The organism is Virgibacillus sp. GM2-2 (genome assembly GCF_055329585.1).
This window is the reverse complement of sequence record NZ_JBUZWC010000005.1, coordinates 90,656-115,009: the sequence shown is the minus strand read 5'-3', so window position 1 is coordinate 115,009 and position 24,354 is coordinate 90,656. Positions and strand designations below refer to the sequence as shown.

Sequence of the window (24,354 nt, the reverse complement as noted above, 5' to 3'; positions counted from 1 at the left end):
TTTGTTTCAGTTTGTTATATTTTTCAACAAAAATTTTACCTAACCCAATCTTTTATCACTGGTGCACAGAAATATAGTGCATCAGTTTTTTTGTTTAAAACCATTCTTTTGCTTTATTCATCAATTCATTTGTAGAGCTGTATGATGTTGGTACATGAGGAATGGAATCAAGAAAATATTTACCATATCGAGACTTCATCATACGTGCATCACATACGAACACAATTCCCCGATCATTCGATGAACGAATCAAACGGCCAAATCCTTGTTTAAAGCGGATGACAGCGTTCGGTAAGGATAAGTCAAAAAATGCATTCCTACCCTGTTCTTTTAAGTAATTCGCCTTTGCTTCATAAACTGGATGATTCGGCGGTTGAAACGGTAATCTTACGATGACCAAACTAGACAAATCCTCTCCGGGTATATCTACACCTTCCCAGAAGGAGCTTGTTCCTAACAAGATGGCTTTATCAAAATTCACGAAATTTTTCTTCAAGCGTGTACGACTTCCACTTGATATCCCTTGTGCTATCAGCATATATTGTTCATCAATGGTCTCTTTGAGCAAATAATAGGAACGTTTTAGCATATCATACGATGTAAATAAAACTAACATACGACCTTTCGTAATGGTAGCCAAAGAGATTATTGCTTCACAAGTTGAATAAATGAAATCATCTAGTTGATTCCCTTTTATATCAGGAAAATCATTTGGGATTAATAACTGCACTTGATCTTTGTATGTGAAGGGTGAAGCTATTTTATTTGTAACCAAACGTTCATCTGGAATACCAAGTCGATCCTGTATAAAGGAGAACGATTGCTTCATCGTAAGTGTGGCGCTCGTTAATATGATACTTTCCTTTTGATGGAATAAATCATTCATTAATAATTTGGATACTTCTATCGGTTCACTGTACAAATATGCTGCGTTTTTTGCACCATATGCTTCAATTTCAATCCATTTAACATGTTGATCTGTTTCCGTAAGTAAAAATAAATGCTCTATTCGATCAATATAGGATTGTAACGATTGGATTGTAAGCAGAAGATCATCTTGTTTAGTTTTATCCAATTCCTCCATTTTAACTAGTTGTTGCTCTGTGTATGTAAGCAAATGAATGAGATCTCGTAGATAAAAAGTCAATCTTGTTGCCATTTCTTTAATTGTTTGCCAATCTCTATTGTTTTCCTTATTAGCATCAAAGCGATATTGGATACGACCAACGTCACTATAAGATTTTTGATAACGCTTTTGTTCTGTAACAAATTGAAATAACATACGGAATAAATCATCAATTTCATATTTGGTTAGTGAAAAAGTTTCATTCCATTCTGGTAACTGAATATCGCTATTTACAAGCAACTTTGATAACCAGTTTCCATCATCTGTTGCTCCGATATTGTTTAATGTGTATTGAAAATTTGTATAGTCTAGTTTCAAGCCGTAATGTTTTGAAACAGTTTCTTCTAAATGATGTGCCTCATCAATAATTGCTTTTTGATAACTAGGGATGAACTGATAATCATTTGACATGTCAGTACATAACAAGGCATGATTCGTAATTATAATATCTGCTTGCTGAGCATTTTTTCTAGCACGTTGGTAGTATGATTTAGATGACCATGGAGATGTTTGATCATATACACCTTCTGCCTCAGCTGATATTCGTTTATTAAATAAAAAACCTTTTGAAGGTAATTGAATTTCTTCAAAATCTCCATTATCAGTTTCCGTCAACCAGACCAAAATCATTGCTTTCGTTAACGCGATATCATAATTATCGGTGACTTCATCATTTAACTCTTTATTGAATTTTTCAAGGCTTATGTAATGTTGCCTTCCTTTTAGAAGAGCGGTTTTGAATTCAAAAGGAACGAAGCGTTTTACTAAAGGAATCTCACTTTCTAACAGTTGAGATTGTAATTGAGTTGTATATGTACTGATCACAATTCTTTTTTTCTTTAGCGCTGTTTCATATACCGCTGGAATTAAATATGCCAAAGATTTACCAGTGCCAGTTTCCGCTTCGATTAATGCGTGCTTTTTCCCAGTAAATGCATGAAAAATTTCTTCTGACATTTCACGTTGACCGCTTCTTTTTTCATAATTATCCATTAAGCGATCCATCGAACCCTCTTTTTCATAAATTGCATCTAAAAAATCCCCAAAAGATTCCTGCGCAGTGGTTTTTTCAACCTCTTGTTCATCAACTTTTCTAAAGGCCAATCCGTTGTACACTGTAATGTTAGGATTTTCTTCAGTTGTGAAAGCCAATTTCTCACTTCTGTCAAAAAGAAGATTATATAGATCAGACTTTAGCTTATTCTCTAACCGAAGTAGATGATTTATTGTTTCGTAAGGTAATGTTGCAAGTTTTTCTTTCAGCTTTAAAAATAGGGATGCTGTCACATACGCATCCGATAATGCCCTATGTGGGTTAGGATGCGTAATGTGAGCATATTCCGCAAGCTGACCTAGTTTGTAACTTGGCGCCTTCGGAAAAAGTATACGAGCAAGTTCAACAGTGTCAATGACTGGATTATTTAACGGTTTCTTCTTATTATTTACGAGTTCAGCATTTAAAAATCCTAAATCAAATGGAACATTATGTGCTATTAAGTAACTATTTTCAAAAAGCGCAACAATTTCATCCGCTTTTTCAGAAAAAATTGGCGCGTCCGAAACATCATCATCAGTAATTCCAGTTAAATTAGTGATAAATGAAGGAATCGATTTATTTGGATTTAAGAAGGTCCCATATTCTTCTACAATTTCATCATTTTCAATAATGACAATTCCAATTTCAATTATTTTATCATCATTTGTTGGGGAATGTCCTGTAGTTTCCAAATCAACTATTACGTACCTATCCATTACTCCACCTCAGTTACTCTCCACATATATGAAAACTCTTACCATAAGAACATGATAAGAGTTTTAATCTATTTATCCCGCCTTAACGGGCAGTAAAACCCCTTATTCAAGATTGCAAAGAAATTAGGGTAATATAAGTGGGGGTTCAATTGCCCATAAAGGTCCGATTCTGTTCTACTAATATTCAGTGAGACAGGAAAAGATCCCCACTAAATGAAGTTTCACATTATACAATACTTACAATTCCGTAAGTGGCGGTTCTTGTTCAATTATTTGCTCAACCTGATTGTTTTCATTCATTAGAGCCACTTTTGGCTTGAATGTACTCAACTCTTGGTCCGATAAAAGTGCATACGTCACGATTATAACAGTATCTCCAGGTTGAACTAAACGTGCAGCAGCTCCGTTTAAACACACAACACCTGAACCGCGCTCACCTGGGATTACGTATGTTTCTAAACGTGCCCCATTATTATTATTTACAATTTGTACCTTTTCGTGAGGTAAAATCCCCACTTTATCAATAATATCTTGGTCAATCGTTACACTACCAACATAATTCAAGTTTGCCTCTGTTACTCGTGCACGATGAATCTTCGCTTTCATCATGGTGCGAAACATAACTCTTCCCCCTACTTTAAACGTTGAACAATCTTACCATTTTTATCAAACAGCAAATTGTCAATTAATCTTGCTCCTTGAAAATATACAGCCGTTGCCAAGATCACATGTTGCTCAATTGCTGTAACTGGCTGTAAATCAGGATAACTTAGTAATTCAACATAATCTATTTTACCACTAGTGTGCTTATTAATGGTATCCAGAACCTCTTTTACAACTATATCAGGATTTTTTTCTCCGTCAACCACTAATTGTCTCCCCTGCTCAAGTGCTTTATAAATCCACGGTGCTTCTTCACGCTCATCTCTATGAAGATTCACGTTTCTACTGCTTTTTGCTAAACCATCTTGTTCACGAATCGTAGGTAGAGCAATTAATTCGATTGGATAATTCAAATCCTCAATCAGCGCATCTACAACGGCAACCTGTTGTGCATCTTTCCTACCAAAATACGTCCTTGCCGGTTGAGTAATATGAAATAACTTTGCTAATACAGTTACAACACCTTGAAAGTGACCTGGGCGTGATCTACCGCAGAGGACACTAACTCGCTCTGTTATATCAAGATTTATCGCCAATTTTTTTGGATACATATCTTGTGTATCTGGAATAAAAACATAATCTACCCCGGCTGACTCAGCCTGCTTTAGATCATTTTCTTCATCTCTAGGATACTGTTCATAATCCTCGTTAGGTCCAAATTGTAAGGGATTTACAAAGATTGAGCTTATTACGACATCGTTATCTTTCTTAGCTTCTTTCATTAATGCAATATGTCCTTCATGAAAGTATCCCATTGTTGGAACAAATCCGATTGATTTGTTTTCTTTTACTAGTTCTAATGCTAGATGTTGCATTTCATTAACTGTTCGTATGATTTTCATGTTTTATACCTTCTTTTATCAATGTTCACTTTGAAATAAAGCTATGTTTATCTGTCGGAAACGTCTGATTTATTACGTCGTTTCGATAAGATTCAATCGCTTGTTTTACCGAGCTATTTAAGTCTTCATACGGTTTAACGAATTTAGGCAAACGATCAACACCATATTTTAAAATATCATGATAAACCAGCACTTGTCCATCACAATTTACCCCTGCCCCGATACCGATTGTAGGAATTGTCAATGTCTCAGTAACTGTTTTGCCAAGGTCCATTGGCACACACTCTAAAACGATAGCCATTGCTCCGTGGTTCTCTAAGTTTTTGGCGTCTTGGATTAATTTATCCGCTTCTTCTTTACCTTTTCCTTGCACTTTATAACCGCCCAAAACATTTACCGATTGGGGAGTTAGCCCCAGGTGGGCAACAACTGGTATTCCAGCATCAGTTAATCGTTTCGTTAACGTTAGCAATTCTGGAGTTGCACCTTCAATTTTAAGTGCTTGTGCATCTGTCTCTTGAAAAATTTTTCGAGCATTTGAAAGGGATTCCTCTAGTGAAACATGGTATGACATGAATGGCATATCAACAACCATAAATGTATTTGGAGCACCACGTTTTACTGCTTTGGCATGATGAACCATATCATCTACCGTAACCTTGACAGTTGAGTCGTATCCAAGAACGACCATCCCTAAAGAATCACCGACTAATAACATATCTATTGAAGCATTTTCCGCTAACTTGGCTGCTGGATAGTCATATGCGGTAAGCATGGTAATTTTTTCGTTATCCATCTTCATACGCTGGAAATCAATTTTTGTTTTCATAGTTATTCTCCTCCAAACCAATCAATTTCGGCAGAATACATCTTATTTACCGTACCGTCTTCATTCTCTATTAACAGTGCCCCATCCTCTGCAATTCCATTAAAAATAGCTTGCCAAGATTTTTTCATTGTTTTAATCGTAATCTTTTGACCAACCTTATAGCCATAGCTCTCCCACTTATGTTTGGTTTCGGTAAATCCATTCGCTATATAGTTGTCATATGCGCCTTCAAACGACTGTAAAATTTGTTGTATTAAATCTTTTATCGATTTTGCTTCGCCAGTTTCAATAAATAATGAAGTTGCCTTACTCCTTAATTCCTTAGGGATCTCCATTTTTTTATGGTTTACGTTAATCCCCATTCCAATTACAACGTACTGAATTTGATCTTGTTCAGCTTGCATCTCTGTCAAAATACCGGCAGTTTTTTTTCGATTAATAAGTAAGTCGTTTGGCCATTTAATTTGTGGACGAATATTTAGTTGACTTTCAAACACATCTGCAATCACTGTTGCAGTTAAAAGTGTTAATTGTGGTGCCAAGTAAGGGAGAATTTCTGGTCGTAAAATAATACTCATCCAAACTCCTTTTTGTTTACTTGAATACCATGAACGATTCATTCTTCCTTTTCCTTCAGTTTGCTCATCTGCAATAACTACAGTGCCATGAGGTGCATTTTCACGGGCTAACTGATGTGCTACATGCTGGGTTGATGTTACCGTTGTTTTATGTACAATCTTTTCACCTAACCAGTTAGTTTGTAATCCCCATTGAAGCGTGTTTTCACTTGTTTTACTGGGATATTCGATGATACGGTAACCTTTTTTAGTTTTACCTTCTATCTTATAACCGTCCTGTTCTAATTTTTTCATATGCTTCCAAATTGCTGCGCGTGATATTTGTAATTCATTTGACAACTGTTGACCGGAAATATAAGTGGAATCATTTTCGGCTAATAATTTTATTAATTTATTTCGGGTGGATTCCATTTTATCCACTCCTTTAATTCAGTATTTTTATTTGGCAAACGGCCAAAAACTACTTCTTTTTCAATTATTTTTAATATTTTTTGCATCCAAGGTCCCGTTTCTTTATTGGGAAATAAGGCAATAAGGTCATGGCCACTAAACTGCAATTCGCTCCTGCTTTGGATGGGAAGTTCTTGATATATTTTTACCATTCCTTCTTTTGCAGCATCATATGGTAGGTGTAAAACGTCTAACAGACGAATAAAGGAGTCATAAAAAGACTGTCCTAACGAGTATATTAACCATGCATCCATTCCATTTTCTGTGAAATAATTAATGGACCGAGCTAAATGTATACCGTCCTGTTTTTCCTTATTGGAACACTTCCATGCTGCAAACCAATCATTTAATGTAATTTTCGGTTCTACTAAATGAAAAAAAACTACTACCTCAGAAAATCCTTGTAAGGGTTGTACCGTTGTCGGAATTTGTTTCATTATATATGGATAGTTTATCATAATTGGTAAGTATTTAAATATATTAGATTCTTTTAAATAGGAAATTCCATTATTGACATGTGCACCACCAAAAAGCTTTTTAAATTCAACACGAAGTCGTTCTACTGCAACATTTTTGATTTCAGGAGATAATTTGACCATATCGCTTAAGGTCTTAGGTTCAATAATAAAACCTAACTGACTGGAGAACCGAACTGCTCGCATAATCCGTAAAGAATCTTCGTGAAACCGTTCCTGTCCATTCCCTACTGTTCGAATAACTTTTTTTTGTATGTCTTCTATCCCACCAAATAGATCAATAACGTTACCAGACTTGTCCATAGCTAATGCATTAATTGTAAAATCTCTACGTTTTAAATCCCCGTCGATCGATTGTATGAATTGAACGTTATCTGGTCTACGACTATCAGAGTAGGTACCATCGATGCGAAAGGTTGTTACCTCATATGATTTATGTGAGTGTCTTACAATTACCGTACCATGCTCAAGTCCAACTGGAATTACTTGTTGAAACAATGCTTGCACTTCTTCCGGTCTAGCCGATGTTGCTATGTCAATATCTGAAATTGGTCTTTGTAATAATAAATCACGCACACAGCCCCCAACAAAGTATGCTTGATAACCATGTTCTTCTAGTTTATGAATGATAGTTACAGCTTCATTAAATGTCTTATCAAGCATTCAGTTCACCCTAACTTATTGATTTTCCGTTAATACGCGATCATAAATATTCAAATACTGTTTAACAATATTATCCGAATGAAAATGCTCTTTTGCTCTTAAATAGGCATCTTGTGAAAATTGATGTAGTAACTTTTCGTCTTGTAGCAATTCAATCGCATAATCTGCTGCTTTGTCGGTATCCCCTAATTCAACAATATAACCTGTTTCATTATCAACGATAACTTCTGGTATACCTCCTATATTTGTCCCAATACATGGAACCTGACAAGCCATTGCTTCTAAAAGCACTAATCCGAAGCTCTCTTTTTCCGACATAAGTAATTTCACATCAGAAATAGATAAAAGATCGCTTATATTCTTCTGTTTTCCAAGAAACAGGACATCGTCACTCATTTCAAGTGAATCAACTAATTGACACACATTGGAATACTCAGGTCCATCTCCGACCAATAACAGTTTTGCATCTACTTTTTCCTTAACTTTTCGAAACGTTTCCACCACATCCTGAACGCGTTTGACTTTACGAAAATTAGAAATATGTATGAGAACCTTTTCATGGTCCTGAATGCGATAGTCTCTTTTTATATTGGAAAGTTCTTTTTTGTTATATTCATTTTCATTAACAAAATTATATACTACATCTATATCACGTTTTATGCCTAACATCTCTCTTGTTTGTTGTACTAAGCTGTGTGAAACCGCAGTTACGGCATCTGATTGTTCTATTCCGTGCGTTATCATTTTCTTAAAAGTCTGGTCTATTCCCAAGACAGTGATATCCGTACCATGTAACGTAGTAACTATTTTTACTTCGTGTTTTGCAATATTTTTTGCTAGTATCGCACATATAGCATGAGGCATGGCGTAGTGTACATGAAGAATATCGAGCTTCTCTCGATCAATAACATCTGCCATTTTGTTTGCTAGGGCAAGATCATAGGGCGGATATTGAAAAACTGGATAATGATTAAGTTCAACTTCATGATAAAAAATCGTAGGATACACTTTATTTAACCGAAATGGCAAACTAGATGTAATAAAATGAATTTCATTTCCTTGTTCTGCTAGTAACATACCTAGTTCGGTTGCAATAACGCCAGATCCACCAACTGTTGGGTAGCAAGTTATACCAATTTTCATCGTTTATCCTTGTCCTTCTCTTTATTTTGTTTTACGATTTCACGCCACTGGAAGTCTCCGCGCTCTAATGCTCGAATTACTATTTCCCCGGCTGCTAAATTAGTCGCTAACGGAATGAGGTGTACATCACAAAGACGCATAAGTGCACTAACATCCGGTTCATGTGGTTGAGAGGTCAATGGATCTCGAAAAAATATTACCATGTCCATTTCATTATTGGCCACAAGCGCACCAATCTGTTGATCTCCTCCGATAGGACCAGATTGAAAGCGATGGATTGGGAGACTTGTAGCTTCTGCTATCAAAGATCCAGTTGTTCCTGTAGCAAAAAGCGTATGTTTTTCGAGAACATGACGATACGCAGTACAAAATCCTACCATCGATTGTTTTTTTTCATCATGTGCAATCAGTGCTATATTCATATTACTACACCCACTTTATCAGAATTCAACATTATTTTTTTGTCCATCGATCTTTGTCACGTGTTTCTATTTTAGTAATTGAACGATCGAATGCATCAGAAATATCAATATTTAATGAATTTGCAAATGAAATAAGCACGAAAATTAAATCACCTAATTCTTCTTCTATCGCTTTCTCTTGCTCAGTATCCTTTTTCGTTTTTTCTCCATAAAGATGATTGACTTCTCGAGCCATTTCACCTAATTCTTCTGTAAGTCTTGCCATCTGTGCTAATGGAGAAAAATAACCAGTTTTAAATTGAGAAATGTAATCATCTACTCGTTGTTGCATCTCGGAAGTTGTGTACGTTTTTTTGTTCGTCATTTTTTATTCACCTTCTATAGTTTTAACTCCCTTCATGTTAGCTAAAACACGGTAAATTGACAAATTATAAACCTCCAATATGAAGCGTATATTGTTCAAATGGTTAAAATTGTCTATAATAGTAAAAGTGTGTCAATATGTGTTTTTCAGAAGGTTTAGGAGGGCTTAACGTGATTTTTGGAATAAAAGTTAAAAACGTGATTTTTATTTTATTTGGAGCAGCGATTTTTTCATTTGGATTGGTTCATTTTAATATGCAAAATAATCTCGGTGAAGGTGGATTTACGGGAATAACACTACTTATGTATTTTCTGTGGGGGTGGGATCCAGCAATTACTAATATCCTACTTAACATTCCTGTATTTTTTATTGGATGGAAATTTTTAGGCAGAAACACATTTATTTATACTATAATTGGAACACTATCTGTTTCTTTATTTTTAGCAATATTTCAAATTAACCCATACCCATTGGATTTACACGCAGATATGACTTTAGTTGCATTGTTTGCCGGTGTGTTTATTGGAGTAGGTTTAGGTATTATTTTTCGATATGGTGGAACTACAGGTGGAGTAGATATTATTGCACGGTTAGTTCATAAGTATGTTGGATGGAGTATGGGGAAAACCATGTTTTTATTTGATGCTATTGTTATTACAACATCCGTTATTACTTTCTTAGAATTAAAAGAAGGAATGTATACCTTAGTTGCAGTGTATATTGGGGCACGGGTGATTGACTTTATTCAGGAGGGTGCTTATTCTGCAAGAGGTGCAACAATCATTTCAGGTAAAAGCGGTGAAATTGCAAAGGAAATTCATAAGCAAATGGATCGCGGTGTGACGGTTTTAGCAGGAAGAGGAAGTTTTACTGGAGAGAATCGCGATGTTCTGTACTGTGTAGTCGGACGAAATGAAATTGTCCGGTTAAAAAACCTAATTAACAGTATTGATCCGCATGCGTTTGTAGCAATGAGTTCTGTACATGATGTTGTTGGTGAAGGATTTACGTTAGATGAAAATAAAAATCCAATAGTTGATTAGAAAAGTTCGTTCTTTAAATTTTTAGTTCTTGGCACGTAATAAGTAAACTGTGAACTAAACATGGTGGCTAGCTATCGTACGGCAAGGGACACTGCTTGGTATCGGACTGAGGATTCCTTATTTACCTTATTTACCTTATTTACCTTTATTTCGAGGATTATCGGACACACGATGCCTTATTCAGCTAAAAAACATGATTTTCAACTGTTTTTATTCAAATAAGGAATCCTGAGTCCGATAACAACCGCATTTACCCTTATTTTACTCAAATAAGGGATCGTGTGTCCGCTAGCTGACTTCCTGCATGCAATCTTTCCAGTACGTTCTAAATGTTAAATCACTAGCCTTGTTCAAAGCGGAAATCAACGTTGCTGTTACCATAAACATGAATTTTCACTAGTTCGCAGTTTACTTCAACTACGAAGCATTATATGCAATAAATTTACGAATTAAAGAAAAAAGGATGGCGATTTTGCCATCCTTTTGTATATATTATTCATCGTTTCCTGTAAAGATTAATATAAAGCGAATTAACTCCGCGAGAGCTACTAGCGCTGCTGCAACATATGTTAATGCTGCTGCATTAAGCACTTTTTTCGTTTCACGCTCTTCATTATTTTTGATAACACCTGTTGATATTAATTGTGTCATTGCGCGGCTAGATGCATTAAATTCAACTGGTAAAGTAACCAATTGAAATAATACTGCAGCTGCAAAGAAGATTATTCCAAATAATACAAGGTTCATCATTCCCAATAAAAATCCACCTATAATTAGGAAAATAGATAGATTGGAGCCAAGATTTGCAACAGGAACTAATGCGTGTCTAAAACGTAAAAATGCGTATGCTTCCGCATCTTGAATTGCATGACCAACTTCGTGTGCCGCAATAGCAGATGAAGCCATTGACTGCCCATGGTAGTTTCCACTAGATAAGCGAACGACCTTTTTTCGTGGATCGTAATGATCAGATAAAAAACCGCGAGTTTCTTCAACTTCAACATCATATATACCATTATCATTTAAGATTTTCCGAGCAACCTCTGCTCCTGTCATATAGGATGATGTTGCTTTTTTTGAATACTTTTTATAGGTTCTTTTTACTTTCGACTGTGCCCAAAGCGGGATAATGATTAACAGCGCAATATATATTATATATCCACCGAGTGACATGTCCATTCCTCCATCAAATGATATATCTTTCTAAGGTCAATTTTAGTCAAAAAAGTGATTTTAGTCAACTGTTTGAATTCTTTTTCTGCTGCTTTTTTTCTTCTTTATATTTTATCCAACTTACATACGCTAATACTACTATGATCGTCCCTCCAACAGCTACAATTACCCAAACAATTGATGACATACTTTGGACAAGATTAATAACCGATGTAATCATAGGTGATCAGCCTCTCCATATCATTTACCTTATTAATTTATGATAAAGATTTGACTGATATAACAAGTAACGCACTATAAGGTTTGTTTATTTTTATTATTAATGGTTAATTGATACGCGATGAAAATGGATAAAACACTTAACCAAAAAGTAAAATATCCTATTTCTTGCATGTATTCGCTTAAAGAAGAATAAATTGGCATCATCCCAAATACATAATCGATAATTTCATTATGTAGCGTCCAAACCGCAGCAACAGCAATATGACGTATTTTAAGTCGATAATATGGGGCATATAATATTCCTTGTACTGCCATTGCTCCATGGGAAATGATCAGCATATAACCCTGCCATCCAATCGAACCGACCTCAAATAAAGTAAAGATGTTCATAACCACTGCCCAAACACCATACTTAAACAAGGTAATAATTGCCAATGCTTCAATATAAGGAACATTTTTTTTGAAGAGGAAAAAGAAAATTACGATAGTAAAAAATAGACTGGCTGTTGGACTATCAGGTACAAATATTAAAAATATATCAGGCGTTTCCACTAATTGAAATCTATACCAGTAATAACCATAAATTGTTCCGAAAAGATTTACAAAAAACAATAAAAACAGAAATGCTTTATCGCGTAATATGTAGTGAAGCATAATTCTCTTCCTTTCGATACTATGTAAAAAGACACCTTCACCACATCCGATGGCAAGGTGTCTTTTTTATTAGAATAAACCGTTATTTGGCTTTTTCGTTAACTTTAACGATAAATTCTGCTAACTGTGCAAGTTCTTCTTCAGTTCCTTTGAAAATTCCAGCAGGCATTTTACCAATACCCTCCTGGGCGATTTTCATAATTTCTTCTTTTGAATGGTCAATACCGATTAACGAAGGTGCTGCAGGGCCACCTTGTAATTGATCACCATGACATGTCATACAGTTAGATTCATAAACCTTATATCCTGGTTGACTTGTATCAATTTCTGTTGCTGGAACTGGTTTATTAGCTTCTGCACGTGCTTCCCAATCAACATGTGCAGCAGATTCATACGTAAGCCACATAACTGATGCAAGACCTAAAATCATCATTGCAACTGCAATAGGTCTTTGATGTGGTCTGCGCCCAGGTCCGCGATCTAGAAACGGCGCCAGTAATAATCCGCCAAAAGCTAAACCAGGAATAATGATAATGCCGAATATTGTATACGGTCCACTAGCAAAATCATACTTTAAAAGTTCATATAGAAATAAGAAGTACCAGTCAGGTAACGGAATATAGCCTGCATTTGTTGGATCAGCTACACCTTCTAATGGTGATGGATGAGCTAATGTTAAACATAGAAACCCAACTAAAAATACAGCACCAACCAACCACTCTTTCAATAAGAAATTAGGCCAGAAAGCTTCCGTTCTACCAGGATACTCAGAATAGTCTTTCGGAATATTCGGCTTGCGGTCACTACGAATTCGAGAGTCACCGACAAACTTCATCCCTTTACCCTTATGCATAGCTTTCCCTCCTTTTTATAGTGGTCCTGAAATTCCTTGTTTACGAATTAACATAAAGTGGGCAGCCATTAACCCGAACAATCCAGCTGGTAGGAAAAATACATGGATTGCAAAGAAACGTGTTAATGTTTGTGCACCTACTATACTAGGATGACCAGCCAATAATGTTTTTAGCTGTTCCCCGATAAATGGTACTTGTTCAGCAATATTAAGTCCAACTTCTGTAGCAAAATATGCCTTGTTATCCCAAGGTAATAAATAACCAGTAAAACCAAGACCAAGCATAACGAAGAATAATAGTACTCCAATCATCCAGTTAAGTTCACGTGGCTTCTTATACGCCCCTTGGAAAAATACGCGCAATGTATGTAACAATAGCATAACGATAACAACACTTGCACCCCAATGGTGCATTCCTCGTACGATCTGGCCATGTGCTACTTCAGTTTGTAAATAGTAAACAGATTTCCAAGCATTTTCAATATCTGGAACATAGTACATTGTTAAAAACATTCCAGACAAAATCTGAATTACTGTAACAAAAAACGTCAATCCACCAAAACAATATACAAAAGCTGAAAAGTGGTGCGCTGGATTAACATGTTCTGGTACCTCATGGTCAGCAATATCACGCCACAAAGGCGTAATGTCTACGCGTTCATCAATCCAATCATACATTTTCTGTAGCATTTATTATTACGCCTCCCCTCTCGGATGTGCATTACCTAAAAATAACATCCCGTTTTCAATTTTTGATTTGTAAACATCAAGTGGTGCTAAAGGAGGTGTATTTGGTACGTTAACACCATTTTTGTAATAACGACCAGCATGACATGGGCAATAGAACTGATCCGGATAGTCTGCGCTACCTTCCCATGAAACAACACATCCTAAGTGTTTACATACTGGAGAAAGTGCTACGATATCACCATTATCATCTTTATACACCCAGGCTGATTTACTAACCTCTGATTCATACCAAGCATCTACTTGATTAACTTTCCAGTCCACACGCTGTGGTTCACTTGTTATATCTTCGGCAGCTAGTCCAACGTTTGCTAAATCTCCTGCTTTTGTATTATTCAAAATAGGATCAACAGCCATTCCTAACATTGGAGCAAGCATACCTGCTGCCATAAAACCACCTACACCTGTAAGTGTATAGTTCAGGAATTGTCGACGGGATACTTGTTGCTTGTTTTCGCTCATGATTTTCCCCCCTCTTTCATGTTATCACGGACAATTATAAATTTAATCAGATTACTAGGACATTACCATGATAGCGCAAACTGCTTGTTCGGTCAATATGTATTCAAAAATGTAACAAAACAGATGCAATTGTATTTTTATCATACATATTATATATTACTCTATTGTTTCCCAATAAGATTGAATTAATTCGCTAATTTGTGTTACTTGACCATGTATAAAGTCATGCATCTCCTTAGAATATAGATCTCCTGATTGAATCCCAGGTAACCACATAAGTGTACCGTCAAGCGATTGCTCAATTTTCTTCCATGATGAATCAAAGGTAATTAAAAACGTGTATTTAAATGGCTGGGTTGCACTTTCTGTTATCCACTCATTTAATCGACTAACCTCTTGTTCCTTATCGGCACCTTTTACATATGTATAGTTTGGAGTTAATACTACCCTGCCTGCAAGATCTTTTTCAATTTCTTTAACAAAAATAGAAAGAGCTTCCGTCTGAAATGCATCTTTTACCAAGTTTGAGTCATTTCCTAGCTGAAATGGCATTAACGGTATAATAATAGTATCAACATATTCCTTAGCCTGTATGTATTGTTCCAAATCCTTTTTTATCCATCTCACGTATATTTACTTCCTTTCTATAAAAACCAGCAAAAACCAGTTTAATGATTAAAGTTTATCTTATTTTGACAAAAAAAATCAACCTATTGCCTCAACAAATTAGGTTGATTACCAGTTGACTTATCAAGTTTATGTAATTTTTTCGTTAGTTGCATAAATAGCTGCTGATCATTATTATCTAGACTACGATCAATCGCCATTTGAAGTTCTTTCTTTTGATAGTCGTATAAAATTTTATCAAGAAGCTTTACTGCATTCTTCTCATCGCTTTCAGTTATATAGTAGTCCTCTGGAATAAATGGATTATCTTCTAGAACCGCGACATAAGAAGCATTTTGAATAGCATTATGAAAATTCAATTGGATATAAAGCGCCTCGTCTCTATTCATTCGAATATCGTGGAATGATTTTTCTGCATCAGTTGTAACTAAATGATTCTTATAAAATCGAAAAGGTGCATCTTCAGAACACTGTGTCGAAATAATGATACCTCTGGGACAGAATTTTGCATCTCTTATGAAATGCACGTTGTTTAGAAGATTATCATGATTAACTAAATAATTTAAAATCCAAACGCTTTCACGCTTTTTTAGCTGATAATGATTTAAAAACCATTCAATAAATGTCTTTTTATCTTGAATGGAAATAGGAGCTTGCATTACAGTTTCCTCCCTCATTATTATACTAAATCTCGTTAGCTTGAACTAACCGGTCCACATATTCCTCCACATCCGCATCTAATGGTTGAATTGCTAAATATTCACGGAAAACTTGAATAGCTTTCTTTGTTCTACCCTCCTCAGTTAAAAAATATGCGTATTCCTTCAAAAAGTCACTATCCGTATTTAATCTATTATATGCTTCATCATATTGATTTAATGCATCTTTATACGATTCTATTTCATTAAATGCACGTGCAAGTTCCCAATCATATTGAGGATCATCAGCGCCCATCTTCTTTACCTCAAGGATAAGTTCGCTAATTTCGTCATATTTATTCTGTTCTTTTAGTAGTTCTATAAGAAATAAAATCGCCTCTTTATAATCTGGTTCAATCGCTACTGCTTCACGAATATATTTTTCGCTTTCATCATTTTGATTAAGCTGATGTGCTAGGTTACCTGCGTAAAAATACATCTCTTTATTAAAATCATCAAGCTGTAATCCTTTTTTAATTGTATCATATGCTTCCTGTACCCGTTCTTCCGTCTCATATACTCGTGCCAGTTCATAATAAACAGTAAGATAATGTGGGTCTATTTCAATCACATGTTCCCAAGCTTTGATTGCAATATCGTTTCGATTCGCATGTGCAGCTGTAAAACCATACTTAAACAGAGTATCGGAATTTTCACTTTCTAATTCCTGAAAATAAGTTAAAGCAAGTTCATATTCACCTGCTGCAGCATTTGCCTCTGCAAGCCTGTCATTAATTGAAACGTTAGCAATTTCCAACGTTTTTGGTAAAACACGATCATAATAGGTAATTGCCTTCAAATAGTCACCTGTTGAGAAAAATAATTCCCCTAGTGCAAAGTCTATCAGTACCTCTTCCGGATCAAGCTGTTTTGCCGCCAACAGTTTTTGTTCCGCTACTTCAAATAGGCCTTGCGCTTGATAAAGGTCGGCTAACTGAATTAATGTTTGCATATATGCTGGGTCATCTGATTTAATATCGTCTAGTAAATCAATTGCCTTTTCATCATTGTCCAATTCAATATAGATATCGGCAAGCATAATGCGCAGTTCACTTTCATCTGGATATTGTTGTAGCAAATCTTCTAATATATAACTTGCTTCTGAATAAATTCCCCATTGAATATATAATTCTGCTATAGTAAATTTTTCATCCTCATCGGCAGTAGGAAGATGACTTTCTAATAAATCAATCGCTTCTTTTGTTTTTTTATTCTCCATCAAATGAACAGCTTCCATAATCGTTTCCATCCGGTACACCCCATCATTTATTACATTATCCAACTAATTAACTTAATAACTTAGCTTCTCTAAGTCTTGAAAAAAACCAGGATACGAAATTGCAATGCTTGAATCATCATCTAATAGTACTTCACCATCAGTGATTAATGACGCAATTGATGCCATCATAGCGATTCGATGATCTTGATAACTCGAAACACTTCCACCATGTAGTGACGTTTTACCGTGAATCACCATACCATCATCTGTTCCTTCAATTTTTGCTCCTAATTTTGATAAAACATCGACAATAGCGTCGATTCGATCTGTTTCCTTAAACCTAAGTTCCTCTGCATTTTTAATAATTGTTATACCATCTGCCTGTGTCGCTAAAAGTGCTATAACTGGAATTTCATCAATTAGTCGCGGAATCATGTCACCTTGTATAGTTGTACCATGAAGATTGCTAGTAGAAATAGTTACATCTCCTCTTAGTTCTCCATTTATACTGGCAGTATTCGTTATTTCAATCGATGCTCCCATTTCATTTAATACATCTAAAATTCCCGTTCTGGTATCATTTAAGCCCACACTTTTTATTGTTATTTTACTTGATGGAGCAATTGCCGCACCGACAAGTAAAAATGCAGCAGAAGAAATGTCACCTGGTACAGATATATCCGTAGCTTGAAGAGTTTTCTTATTTGTGATAGATGCTGAAAGACCTTCAACATTGATGTCTGCGCCAAATGCACGTAACATCAATTCACTATGATTTCGCGTTACAGTATCTTCTTGTACTTCTGTACGTCCACTAGCAAACAATCCCGCTAACAATAAAGCAGATTTAACTTGTGCACTTTTAACTGGCAGTTTGTACTGAATACCAGTTAAGTTATTACCATGAATAATTAAAGGCAAGACGGCATCATCACCGCTTGCTTCAATTTTAGCACCCATTTGTTCTAACGGTAAAACAACACGGTCCATTGGCCGTTTTGATAATGACTCATCCCCGGTAACTGTAGTTTTAAATGGTAATCCGGCAAGTACTCCTAAAACTAGCCTAGCAGTCGTACCAGAATTCCCAAAATATAATTCTTCGGATGGTTCAGCTAACTCTTGTGTTCCTTTTCCGTGAATGACTAAATTTGTTCCATCTTGTTCAATTTTTACTCCTAATGAGCGAAAAGCATCTACTGTACGAAGACAATCTTCGCCATGGAGAAAGTTAGATACATTTGTCACGCCGTTAGCTAACGATCCAATTATCACTGAACGGTGTGAAATAGATTTGTCACCAGGTACCTTGATTACACCTGAAAGTGAGCGTTTTGTTGCAGATAACTTTTTTTCAGCCATTATAATTCACTTCCCATTGTTCATCATCCTGTCCATAAATGATCGTAAATATTTTTCTAATTCATCGTCATCCACCTTTACAATAACTGGCTTACCAACGTCTTCTAGCAGAACCATTTGTATTTGACGATTTACGGCTTTCTTATCCATTTTCATACGTCTTAACAGGTTTTCGATAGTAAATTCACCTACATGTAATGGATACCCATTTACTTGCATCCAGTTTTGTAAAATATTAGTTGGAAGACTGATTTTAAATATGGATTCACTAACTTCTAGAGCAAATAACATACCAATCGCAACGGCTTCCCCATGTGTTACATTTCCATAACCAGATTCTGCCTCGATAGCATGAGCTAACGTATGCCCGAAGTTCAAATAAGCACGGATACCTTGTTCTTTTTCATCTTTTTGTACAATTGATTTTTTAACTTGTATTCCTTTAAGTAAATGTTCTGTTAAAATCAAAGTGGAGATAGAGGAAAGATTTTTTTTCATTATATTTTCAAAAAGTCCAGTATCCCCAATCAACCCTTCCTTTACAAGTTCCGCATAACCAGAACGTACCTCTTTCACAGGAAGAGATTGTAATGTTTGTACATCATAAATGACAGCCTGCGGTGAATAAAAGCTTCCAATCAGATTTTTACCTAACGGATGATTGATGGCAACCTTACCACCAACGCTGCTATCATGAGCCAAAATGCTTGTCGGAACTTGTATATAATCGATTCCCCGCAAGTATGTCGACGCAACAAATCCAGCTACATCTCCAATAACACCACCACCTAGTGCTATGATTAACGCGTTTCGATCAAGTTCATTTTGAAGGGCAGTCGTATGAAGTTGATAAAATACATCAAAACTCTTAGATTGTTCTCCTTGTTTTATGACGGAGTAATAAACACGTGTGTGTTCCATGAAACTTTTTTTAATATCTTCTAAATAAAATTCAGCAACCTGTGTATCGGTAATAACCCATATCGATGAGTATTTTTTGGGGAAATAATTCGTTAGTTGGTGCCGAATGTTATTTCCAACATAGATTGGATATCCCCCCGTACGTGTTTTAATCTCTAATTGCTTCATTAAAAGCACCTTATTTCCTCACGGTAGTCATCGATTGCTTGCTTTAGCTTTGGAAACTGATCTGAAGGGAATTGCTCGAGTATTGCTTTTGCTAGTTCAAAAGCTACTACATGCTCCATTACGACTGATGCAGCCGGAACAGCGCATGAATCAGATCGCTCAATACTAGCATTAAAGGGTTCTTTCGTTTCGATATCTACACTCTGTAATGGCTTGTAGAGTGTCGGTATTGGTTTCATTACTCCTTTTATGATTAATGGCATTCCTGTAGTCATACCACCTTCAAAGCCGCCTAAGTTATTTGACTTTCTAAAATAACCCTCTGATTCACTCCAAGCAATTTCGTCATGTACTTGGCTACCAAACTTCCGTGCAGCTTCAAAACCCATTCCGAATTCTACTCCCTTGAATGCATTAATACTTGCAACACTACCGGCAATTCTTCCGTCGAGCTTTCGATCATAATGCACATAAGAACCTATTCCAGCAGGCATCCCTGTAACATATACTTCTACGACACCGCCAATAGAATCCCCTTCTTTTTTTGCCTGGTCAATTGCATCCATCATTTTCTTCTCAACATTTTTATCTAACGTTCGAACAGGTGATAACTCAGAAATTTGTTGACGTTCCTTAACAGTTAAATCAACGGTCTCTTCTGCCTTAATCCCAGCTATTTCTCTTACGTATCCACTGATTTCTATTCCTAATAAATGTAACAAGGTTTTTGCCACTGCACCTGCCGCTACACGAGCGGCTGTTTCACGTGCTGATGATCGTTCCAATACATTACGCATATCCCGGTGACCGTATTTTAACGCACCATTTAGATCGGCATGTCCCGGTCGAGGTCTAGTAACAACTCTCCTCATTTTATTATCATCTTCTAGCGGATCCTCACCCATAATGTCTGTCCAGTGCTTAAAATCATCATTATGTATAACGAGTGAAATCGGGGAACCTATTGTATAGCCGTGACGTACACCACTTGTAATATCCACTAAATCTTTTTCAATTTGCATTCGTTTTCCCCTGCCATGACCTTTTTGGCGCATTAGTAGTGATTTATTAATATCATCCCTAGTTATGGGCAATTGGGCAGGTAATCCCTCTATTATTGTTGTAAGTTGTTTACCATGTGATTCCCCAGCAGTTAAATAGCGCATAGGATCCCTCTTTTCATTAGTATCTATCTATACCATAACAAATCTATTAGGTGGTAAGGAATTAATAACCCTTTATCCCCACACGTATGGTTATTTTATAAGCAATAATACTTGCCTCAAGCAGCCAACCCCCGTAATACTAGTAAGTCGTTAAACAATGGGAAAGTACCGCTAGTGACTCGACGTGGTAATCTATTTGTTCGGTGTTTCAATTTTATATTCTAAGTGATGAAAAATACCCTTGTCGATGGACAAGAGTACTATAACTTTTGATAAAAAAAAGTATCTATTAAAGAAAGGTTATAGGATTGCGGAGTAAAAATTTGCTCTGTACTACCAACAAATAGCACACCACTGTTAACTAACGACTTACTAAAATTTGTATAGATCGTTTCCTTCGCAGTATCGGTAAAATATATCAAGACATTTCTGCATACAACCAAGTTAATATTGTTAGGATAACGATCTGCCAAAAGATTATGTTTTTTGAAAGTGATCATATCCTTAAGTTTTGGATCTATTTTATATAATCCGTGCTGTGAAGTAAAGTATTTTTGTTTTAATTTCTCCGGCAAGTCTTTTAACGCTTGTTCCTGATAGATTCCTTGCTTTGCTTTTGCTAATGCCTGTTCATCAATATCAGTAGCAATGATTTTACATGTATGTTTGGGAAAGTGTTCCCGTAATACCATTGCTAAACTATAAGGTTCTTCACCAGTTGAACATGCAGCACTCCAAATTGTTATCGTATTGGTTTGTTCAAAGAGCATTGGTAATATTTTTTGTTGTAAAACATTCCATCTTTTTGGATTGCGGTAAAATTCCGAAACGTTTATAGTTAGTCTGTCGATAAACTCTTGCAATAACGCTTTATCTTTATCCATCGCAATTACATATGAATGAAAAGATTTGTATCCCCGCTTATTCCGTAATGATGTAATGCGTCTTTTCATTTGTGTTTCTTTGTATAAACTAAGATCGATTCCAATTTTATTCTTTATATGTAGTGTAAATTCATTATAGTCTTCAGACATTTCTTTACCCCTCTATAATAAAACTAGATACTCCCTGTTACCTTAGAAATACACTACGCTTTCCGCGGGCTTGCACTGAGCCTCCTTGCCCCGACAAGGGGTATGCCGACGTTGTCCGCAAAGGACGGTTTTATTCGGCCTTCTTTATTAGAACACTCACTGCGGAGTCTCATCACTTCGCTTTCCCCGCAGGACTAGGAAAGCTCCCTTGAGAAACATCGCATGCAGAAAAAGTGCTTTTCTTTTTCAAGGAGTCTTCGTGTATTTCTTCCGCTAGCGTTTTGCTGTAAAACTAATATTATTGTACTTGGATTAGTTCGCAGTTTACTTCGATTTACTGTTCTTTATTATGTAACCTTAGTTGAATACTCAAATAAGCATCAGATTTATTTTTATTTTTTAAGAAAGCCTCCGTTATGAACGGAGGCTTTTGTTAATTAGTAAATCCAAGCGTTATCTTGTTTTGTATAAGTCGCAAATTCTTTTTCATCAAAGAATAAGTTAAGTTCTCTTTCAGCACTTTCAGCAGAATCTGAACCATGAATGATGTTTTTTCCTACAGTAACACCGAAATCTCCACGGATTGTTCCTGGAGCTGCCTCTACAGGGTTCGTTTTTCCCATCATTTCACGTGCTGTCTTAATAACATTTTCACCTTCCCAAGCCATTGCGAAAACAGGGCCAGAAGTAATGAAATCAACTAATTCACCGAAAAATGGGCGTTCTTTATGCTCGCCATAATGTGTTTTAGCCAAGTCATCTGAAATGACCATTAATTTTGCTCCAACTAATGTAAATCCTTTTCTTTCAAAACGACTTACTATTTCTCCAATAAGATTGCGTTGTACGCCATCTGGTTTAACCATTAAAAATGTTTTTTCCATTTTCAACACCTCTTCTATTATGTATATTGCTTGTATTCACTCAGCCGTTAAAATTTTACCAAACTTATGGAAAAATGACAACTTGAAACTGTAATTAAGAACGACGTCGACCTATATAAGTAGCAATGCCATGTAGTGATTGTTTCGCACGATGATCTGGCAACTTTTCTAGTATGTGCAGAGCTTTGTTCAAATATAGATCACTTAGTTGATATGACCGTTCAATCGCGTCTGTTTTTTTCAACTTTTGAATTAACTGTTGCATTTGTTCTTTTGTTACTGGTTCTGAGCCGTCAAATGTACGTCTTAATAAAGAATTAAATGTTGGGTCTTTCATTGCGTATAGTGCTGGTAACGTGACATTACCTTGTAATAAATCATTTCCAGCTGGTTTTCCCAATTCTTTTTCAGACGAAGTAAAATCAAGAATGTCATCAATAATTTGATAGGACATACCGATGTTATAACCATATTTAAATAATCGGTTCGTGTCCACTTCATTGACACCAGCTGCAATTGCACCTAATTTACAACTCGTTGCGATCAAAAGTGCAGTTTTACGCTTAATCCTACGTAGGTAGGTACGTACTGATTGATCCCACACATATTTTTCCTTAATCTGCTCGATTTCTCCTATACAGACTTCAACAATAGTTTTTGCAAGAGTTTGATGAGCTTTTGGTGCATCAATTGTAGCAATACTCTCCAATGACCTTGCCAAAATGTAGTCGCCTGTATACATAGCAATTCGATTATCATATCGCTTTCGAATTGTAGGCTCCCCACGTCTAATTTCAGCATCATCTATTACATCATCATGTACTAGTGACGCCATATGGATTAATTCAAGCGTGATTGCAACAATTTTCATCCGTTCAATAGAATAATCTCCAAATTGTCCTCCTAAAAGTACAAAAACAGGGCGGATTCTTTTTCCACCAGCTTTTAGAAGTTGGGTAGATGTTTCTCTTAATACTGGATGATCAGCTTTTATTACATCATCAAGTGCTTTTTCAATATAATCAAGGTCTTTCTTTAAGTAACCATACGTTTTTGCTAGTTTCATGCCAATCACCTTTTTAACATCCACGGACTTTTTCTATTTCTCTTTAAATCCCATATGCATTGCAGCTACACCACCAGTATAGCTCTTCATTCGGACATGAGAAAAACCTGCTTCATAAAACATTGCTTGAAGCTGATTTTTGTCCGGAAAATCTTTTGCAGATTCATGTAGCCATGCATACTCATTATAGCTTTTTGCAATTAATCTACCAAAAAGAGGCATTACGAACCGAAAATAAAAATAATATAACTGCCTAAACCCAATTAATGTTGGCTGAGAAGTTTCCAAGCACACTACCTTACCACCTGGTTTAACAACGCGATACATTTCTTTTAATACGGTCATATAATCTGGAACATTTCGTAGTCCAAACCCTATAGTGACATAGTCGAATGAGTTATCATCAAAAGGGAGGTCCATAGCATTTCCCTGTATAAATTCAAGCTGGTTTATATTCTGTTTCACTTGTTTTTCCTTTGCAATAGATAACATATTGGTACTAAAATCAAGTCCATAAACCTTTCCATCTACTCCAGTTTCATTTGCAATCGCAAGTGCCCAGTCTCCTGTACCACAACATACATCAAGTGCTTTTGCATTTTTAGCAACCTGCATACGCATCATCACATCTTGGCGCCAAGCTTTATGACGTTGAAATGAAATTATCGAATTCATGGAATCATAATTTGAGTATATTTTTTCAAATACATGGTGGACACGTTCTTCTTTAGATTGTTGATGCATGTT

At 35.9% G+C, this 24,354-nt stretch carries 26 protein-coding genes; 1 reads left to right on the top strand and 25 read right to left on the bottom strand.

Features of this window, described 5'->3' with window-relative positions; genetic code table 11:
* Positions 1–94: 94 nt before the first annotated feature.
* The 9 genes from dinG to ACY9Z2_RS08195 form a co-directional block, all read right to left on the bottom strand.
* Positions 95–2,878 carry an ATP-dependent DNA helicase DinG gene (dinG, locus tag ACY9Z2_RS08235; protein ID WP_463609145.1) on the bottom strand — a complete coding sequence of 928 codons (2,784 nt, stop codon included), beginning with the start codon at positions 2,876–2,878 and terminating at the stop codon, positions 95–97.
* Between the two features lie 237 nt (positions 2,879–3,115).
* Positions 3,116–3,499: an aspartate 1-decarboxylase gene (panD, locus tag ACY9Z2_RS08230; RefSeq protein ID WP_463609144.1), complete on the bottom strand. Its 384-nt coding sequence runs from the start codon at positions 3,497–3,499 to the stop codon at positions 3,116–3,118.
* An 11-nt stretch (positions 3,500–3,510) separates the two neighbouring features.
* Positions 3,511–4,383, bottom strand: a complete 873-nt coding sequence (panC, locus tag ACY9Z2_RS08225; RefSeq protein ID WP_463609143.1) for a pantoate--beta-alanine ligase — start codon at positions 4,381–4,383, stop codon at positions 3,511–3,513.
* Between the two features lie 25 nt (positions 4,384–4,408).
* Positions 4,409–5,212, bottom strand: coding sequence for a 3-methyl-2-oxobutanoate hydroxymethyltransferase (gene panB / locus ACY9Z2_RS08220; RefSeq protein WP_463609142.1), 804 nt, complete (start codon positions 5,210–5,212; stop codon positions 4,409–4,411).
* A gap of 2 nt (positions 5,213–5,214) precedes the next feature.
* Positions 5,215–6,201 (bottom strand): biotin--[acetyl-CoA-carboxylase] ligase, encoded by a 987-nt coding sequence (locus tag ACY9Z2_RS08215; RefSeq protein WP_463609141.1) that lies wholly within the window; start codon positions 6,199–6,201, stop codon positions 5,215–5,217.
* Complete coding sequence (locus ACY9Z2_RS08210) at positions 6,177–7,379, bottom strand: CCA tRNA nucleotidyltransferase (protein ID WP_463609140.1); 1,203 nt, start codon at positions 7,377–7,379, stop codon at positions 6,177–6,179. Before ACY9Z2_RS08210 ends, ACY9Z2_RS08215 begins: the two co-directional genes overlap by 25 nt.
* A 15-nt stretch (positions 7,380–7,394) precedes the next feature.
* Complete coding sequence (gene bshA / locus ACY9Z2_RS08205) at positions 7,395–8,522, bottom strand: N-acetyl-alpha-D-glucosaminyl L-malate synthase BshA (protein WP_463609139.1); 1,128 nt, start codon at positions 8,520–8,522, stop codon at positions 7,395–7,397.
* Positions 8,519–8,944 carry a methylglyoxal synthase gene (gene mgsA, locus ACY9Z2_RS08200; protein ID WP_463609138.1) on the bottom strand — a complete coding sequence of 142 codons (426 nt, stop codon included), beginning with the start codon at positions 8,942–8,944 and terminating at the stop codon, positions 8,519–8,521. The genes bshA and mgsA overlap by 4 nt, the downstream gene beginning before the upstream one ends.
* Positions 8,945–8,975: 31 nt before the next feature.
* Entirely contained in the window at positions 8,976–9,308 is a 333-nt protein-coding gene (locus tag ACY9Z2_RS08195) for a nucleotide pyrophosphohydrolase (protein ID WP_463609137.1), read from the bottom strand.
* 137 nt (positions 9,309–9,445) lie between these two features.
* Here ACY9Z2_RS08195 and ACY9Z2_RS08190 point away from each other — a divergent pair, with 137 nt between their 5' ends.
* Complete coding sequence (locus tag ACY9Z2_RS08190; RefSeq protein WP_463609136.1) at positions 9,446–10,351, top strand: YitT family protein; 906 nt, start codon at positions 9,446–9,448, stop codon at positions 10,349–10,351.
* Positions 10,352–10,843: 492 nt separating this feature from the next.
* Here ACY9Z2_RS08190 and ACY9Z2_RS08185 read toward each other — a convergent pair whose 3' ends face one another.
* The 16 genes from ACY9Z2_RS08185 to menG form a co-directional block, all read right to left on the bottom strand.
* Entirely contained in the window at positions 10,844–11,524 is a 681-nt protein-coding gene (locus ACY9Z2_RS08185) for a zinc metallopeptidase (RefSeq protein WP_463609135.1), read from the bottom strand.
* Between the two features lie 64 nt (positions 11,525–11,588).
* Positions 11,589–11,744, bottom strand: coding sequence for a sporulation protein YpjB (locus ACY9Z2_RS08180; RefSeq protein WP_463609134.1), 156 nt, complete (start codon positions 11,742–11,744; stop codon positions 11,589–11,591).
* A 74-nt stretch (positions 11,745–11,818) separates the two neighbouring features.
* Positions 11,819–12,400 carry a lipoprotein heptaprenylglyceryl N-acetyltransferase LhaT gene (gene lhaT / locus ACY9Z2_RS08175; protein WP_463609133.1) on the bottom strand — a complete coding sequence of 194 codons (582 nt, stop codon included), beginning with the start codon at positions 12,398–12,400 and terminating at the stop codon, positions 11,819–11,821.
* An 82-nt stretch (positions 12,401–12,482) separates the two neighbouring features.
* Complete coding sequence (locus ACY9Z2_RS08170) at positions 12,483–13,253, bottom strand: c-type cytochrome (protein ID WP_463609132.1); 771 nt, start codon at positions 13,251–13,253, stop codon at positions 12,483–12,485.
* Between the two features lie 15 nt (positions 13,254–13,268).
* On the bottom strand, positions 13,269–13,943 hold the full coding sequence (gene qcrB / locus ACY9Z2_RS08165) for a menaquinol-cytochrome c reductase cytochrome b subunit (RefSeq protein ID WP_463609131.1): 675 nt from the start codon (positions 13,941–13,943) through the stop codon (positions 13,269–13,271).
* Positions 13,944–13,949: 6 nt separating this feature from the next.
* Entirely contained in the window at positions 13,950–14,462 is a 513-nt protein-coding gene (locus tag ACY9Z2_RS08160) for a QcrA and Rieske domain-containing protein (protein ID WP_463609130.1), read from the bottom strand.
* Between the two features lie 156 nt (positions 14,463–14,618).
* Positions 14,619–15,089, bottom strand: coding sequence for a DUF2487 family protein (locus ACY9Z2_RS08155; protein WP_463609129.1), 471 nt, complete (start codon positions 15,087–15,089; stop codon positions 14,619–14,621).
* A gap of 83 nt (positions 15,090–15,172) precedes the next feature.
* On the bottom strand, positions 15,173–15,748 hold the full coding sequence (locus ACY9Z2_RS08150; RefSeq protein WP_463609128.1) for a ReoY family proteolytic degradation factor: 576 nt from the start codon (positions 15,746–15,748) through the stop codon (positions 15,173–15,175).
* Between the two features lie 25 nt (positions 15,749–15,773).
* Complete coding sequence (locus ACY9Z2_RS08145; RefSeq protein ID WP_463609127.1) at positions 15,774–17,036, bottom strand: tetratricopeptide repeat protein; 1,263 nt, start codon at positions 17,034–17,036, stop codon at positions 15,774–15,776.
* A gap of 42 nt (positions 17,037–17,078) precedes the next feature.
* The gene (aroA, locus tag ACY9Z2_RS08140) at positions 17,079–18,368 is read right to left on the bottom strand and encodes a 3-phosphoshikimate 1-carboxyvinyltransferase (RefSeq protein WP_463609126.1); all 1,290 of its coding nucleotides are present in this window, start codon (positions 18,366–18,368) and stop codon (positions 17,079–17,081) included.
* Positions 18,369–18,374: 6 nt separating this feature from the next.
* Positions 18,375–19,457 carry a 3-dehydroquinate synthase gene (gene aroB / locus ACY9Z2_RS08135; protein WP_463609125.1) on the bottom strand — a complete coding sequence of 361 codons (1,083 nt, stop codon included), beginning with the start codon at positions 19,455–19,457 and terminating at the stop codon, positions 18,375–18,377.
* Entirely contained in the window at positions 19,457–20,623 is a 1,167-nt protein-coding gene (gene aroC / locus ACY9Z2_RS08130; RefSeq protein ID WP_463609124.1) for a chorismate synthase, read from the bottom strand. Before aroC ends, aroB begins: the two co-directional genes overlap by 1 nt.
* Positions 20,624–20,883: 260 nt before the next feature.
* Entirely contained in the window at positions 20,884–21,657 is a 774-nt protein-coding gene (locus ACY9Z2_RS08125; RefSeq protein WP_463609123.1) for a CheR family methyltransferase, read from the bottom strand.
* A 437-nt stretch (positions 21,658–22,094) separates the two neighbouring features.
* Complete coding sequence (gene ndk, locus ACY9Z2_RS08120; RefSeq protein ID WP_463609122.1) at positions 22,095–22,541, bottom strand: nucleoside-diphosphate kinase; 447 nt, start codon at positions 22,539–22,541, stop codon at positions 22,095–22,097.
* Between the two features lie 94 nt (positions 22,542–22,635).
* Positions 22,636–23,607 carry a heptaprenyl diphosphate synthase component II gene (gene hepT / locus ACY9Z2_RS08115; protein ID WP_463609121.1) on the bottom strand — a complete coding sequence of 324 codons (972 nt, stop codon included), beginning with the start codon at positions 23,605–23,607 and terminating at the stop codon, positions 22,636–22,638.
* 33 nt (positions 23,608–23,640) lie between these two features.
* Positions 23,641–24,351: a demethylmenaquinone methyltransferase gene (gene menG / locus ACY9Z2_RS08110; protein WP_463609120.1), complete on the bottom strand. Its 711-nt coding sequence runs from the start codon at positions 24,349–24,351 to the stop codon at positions 23,641–23,643.
* Between the last annotated feature and the right edge of the window lie 3 nt (positions 24,352–24,354).

Bases quoted from the DNA above. Each gene is read 5' to 3' on its own strand.
- menG (WP_463609120.1), bottom strand. From the start codon at position 24,351: ATGCATCAACAATCTAAAGAAGAACGTGTCCACCATGTATTTGAAAAA.
- ACY9Z2_RS08125 (WP_463609123.1), bottom strand. From the start codon at position 21,657: ATGTCTGAAGACTATAATGAATTTACACTACATATAAAGAATAAAATT.
- ACY9Z2_RS08150 (WP_463609128.1), bottom strand. From the start codon at position 15,748: ATGCAAGCTCCTATTTCCATTCAAGATAAAAAGACATTTATTGAATGG.
- dinG (WP_463609145.1), bottom strand. From the start codon at position 2,878: ATGGATAGGTACGTAATAGTTGATTTGGAAACTACAGGACATTCCCCA.
- ACY9Z2_RS08190 (WP_463609136.1), top strand. From the start codon at position 9,446: ATGTGTTTTTCAGAAGGTTTAGGAGGGCTTAACGTGATTTTTGGAATA.
- ACY9Z2_RS08210 (WP_463609140.1), bottom strand. From the start codon at position 7,379: ATGCTTGATAAGACATTTAATGAAGCTGTAACTATCATTCATAAACTA.
- aroB (WP_463609125.1), bottom strand. From the start codon at position 19,457: ATGAAGCAATTAGAGATTAAAACACGTACGGGGGGATATCCAATCTAT.
- panD (WP_463609144.1), bottom strand. From the start codon at position 3,499: ATGTTTCGCACCATGATGAAAGCGAAGATTCATCGTGCACGAGTAACA.
- ACY9Z2_RS08180 (WP_463609134.1), bottom strand. From the start codon at position 11,744: ATGATTACATCGGTTATTAATCTTGTCCAAAGTATGTCATCAATTGTT.
- panB (WP_463609142.1), bottom strand. From the start codon at position 5,212: ATGAAAACAAAAATTGATTTCCAGCGTATGAAGATGGATAACGAAAAA.
- lhaT (WP_463609133.1), bottom strand. From the start codon at position 12,400: ATGCTTCACTACATATTACGCGATAAAGCATTTCTGTTTTTATTGTTT.
- ACY9Z2_RS08170 (WP_463609132.1), bottom strand. From the start codon at position 13,253: ATGCATAAGGGTAAAGGGATGAAGTTTGTCGGTGACTCTCGAATTCGT.
- qcrB (WP_463609131.1), bottom strand. From the start codon at position 13,943: ATGCTACAGAAAATGTATGATTGGATTGATGAACGCGTAGACATTACG.
- ACY9Z2_RS08160 (WP_463609130.1), bottom strand. From the start codon at position 14,462: ATGAGCGAAAACAAGCAACAAGTATCCCGTCGACAATTCCTGAACTAT.
- mgsA (WP_463609138.1), bottom strand. From the start codon at position 8,944: ATGAATATAGCACTGATTGCACATGATGAAAAAAAACAATCGATGGTA.
- ACY9Z2_RS08145 (WP_463609127.1), bottom strand. From the start codon at position 17,036: ATGGAAACGATTATGGAAGCTGTTCATTTGATGGAGAATAAAAAAACA.
- ACY9Z2_RS08195 (WP_463609137.1), bottom strand. From the start codon at position 9,308: ATGACGAACAAAAAAACGTACACAACTTCCGAGATGCAACAACGAGTA.
- aroC (WP_463609124.1), bottom strand. From the start codon at position 20,623: ATGCGCTATTTAACTGCTGGGGAATCACATGGTAAACAACTTACAACA.
- aroA (WP_463609126.1), bottom strand. From the start codon at position 18,368: ATGGCTGAAAAAAAGTTATCTGCAACAAAACGCTCACTTTCAGGTGTA.
- hepT (WP_463609121.1), bottom strand. From the start codon at position 23,607: ATGAAACTAGCAAAAACGTATGGTTACTTAAAGAAAGACCTTGATTAT.
- panC (WP_463609143.1), bottom strand. From the start codon at position 4,383: ATGAAAATCATACGAACAGTTAATGAAATGCAACATCTAGCATTAGAA.
- bshA (WP_463609139.1), bottom strand. From the start codon at position 8,522: ATGAAAATTGGTATAACTTGCTACCCAACAGTTGGTGGATCTGGCGTT.
- ACY9Z2_RS08185 (WP_463609135.1), bottom strand. From the start codon at position 11,524: ATGTCACTCGGTGGATATATAATATATATTGCGCTGTTAATCATTATC.
- ndk (WP_463609122.1), bottom strand. From the start codon at position 22,541: ATGGAAAAAACATTTTTAATGGTTAAACCAGATGGCGTACAACGCAAT.
- ACY9Z2_RS08215 (WP_463609141.1), bottom strand. From the start codon at position 6,201: ATGGAATCCACCCGAAATAAATTAATAAAATTATTAGCCGAAAATGAT.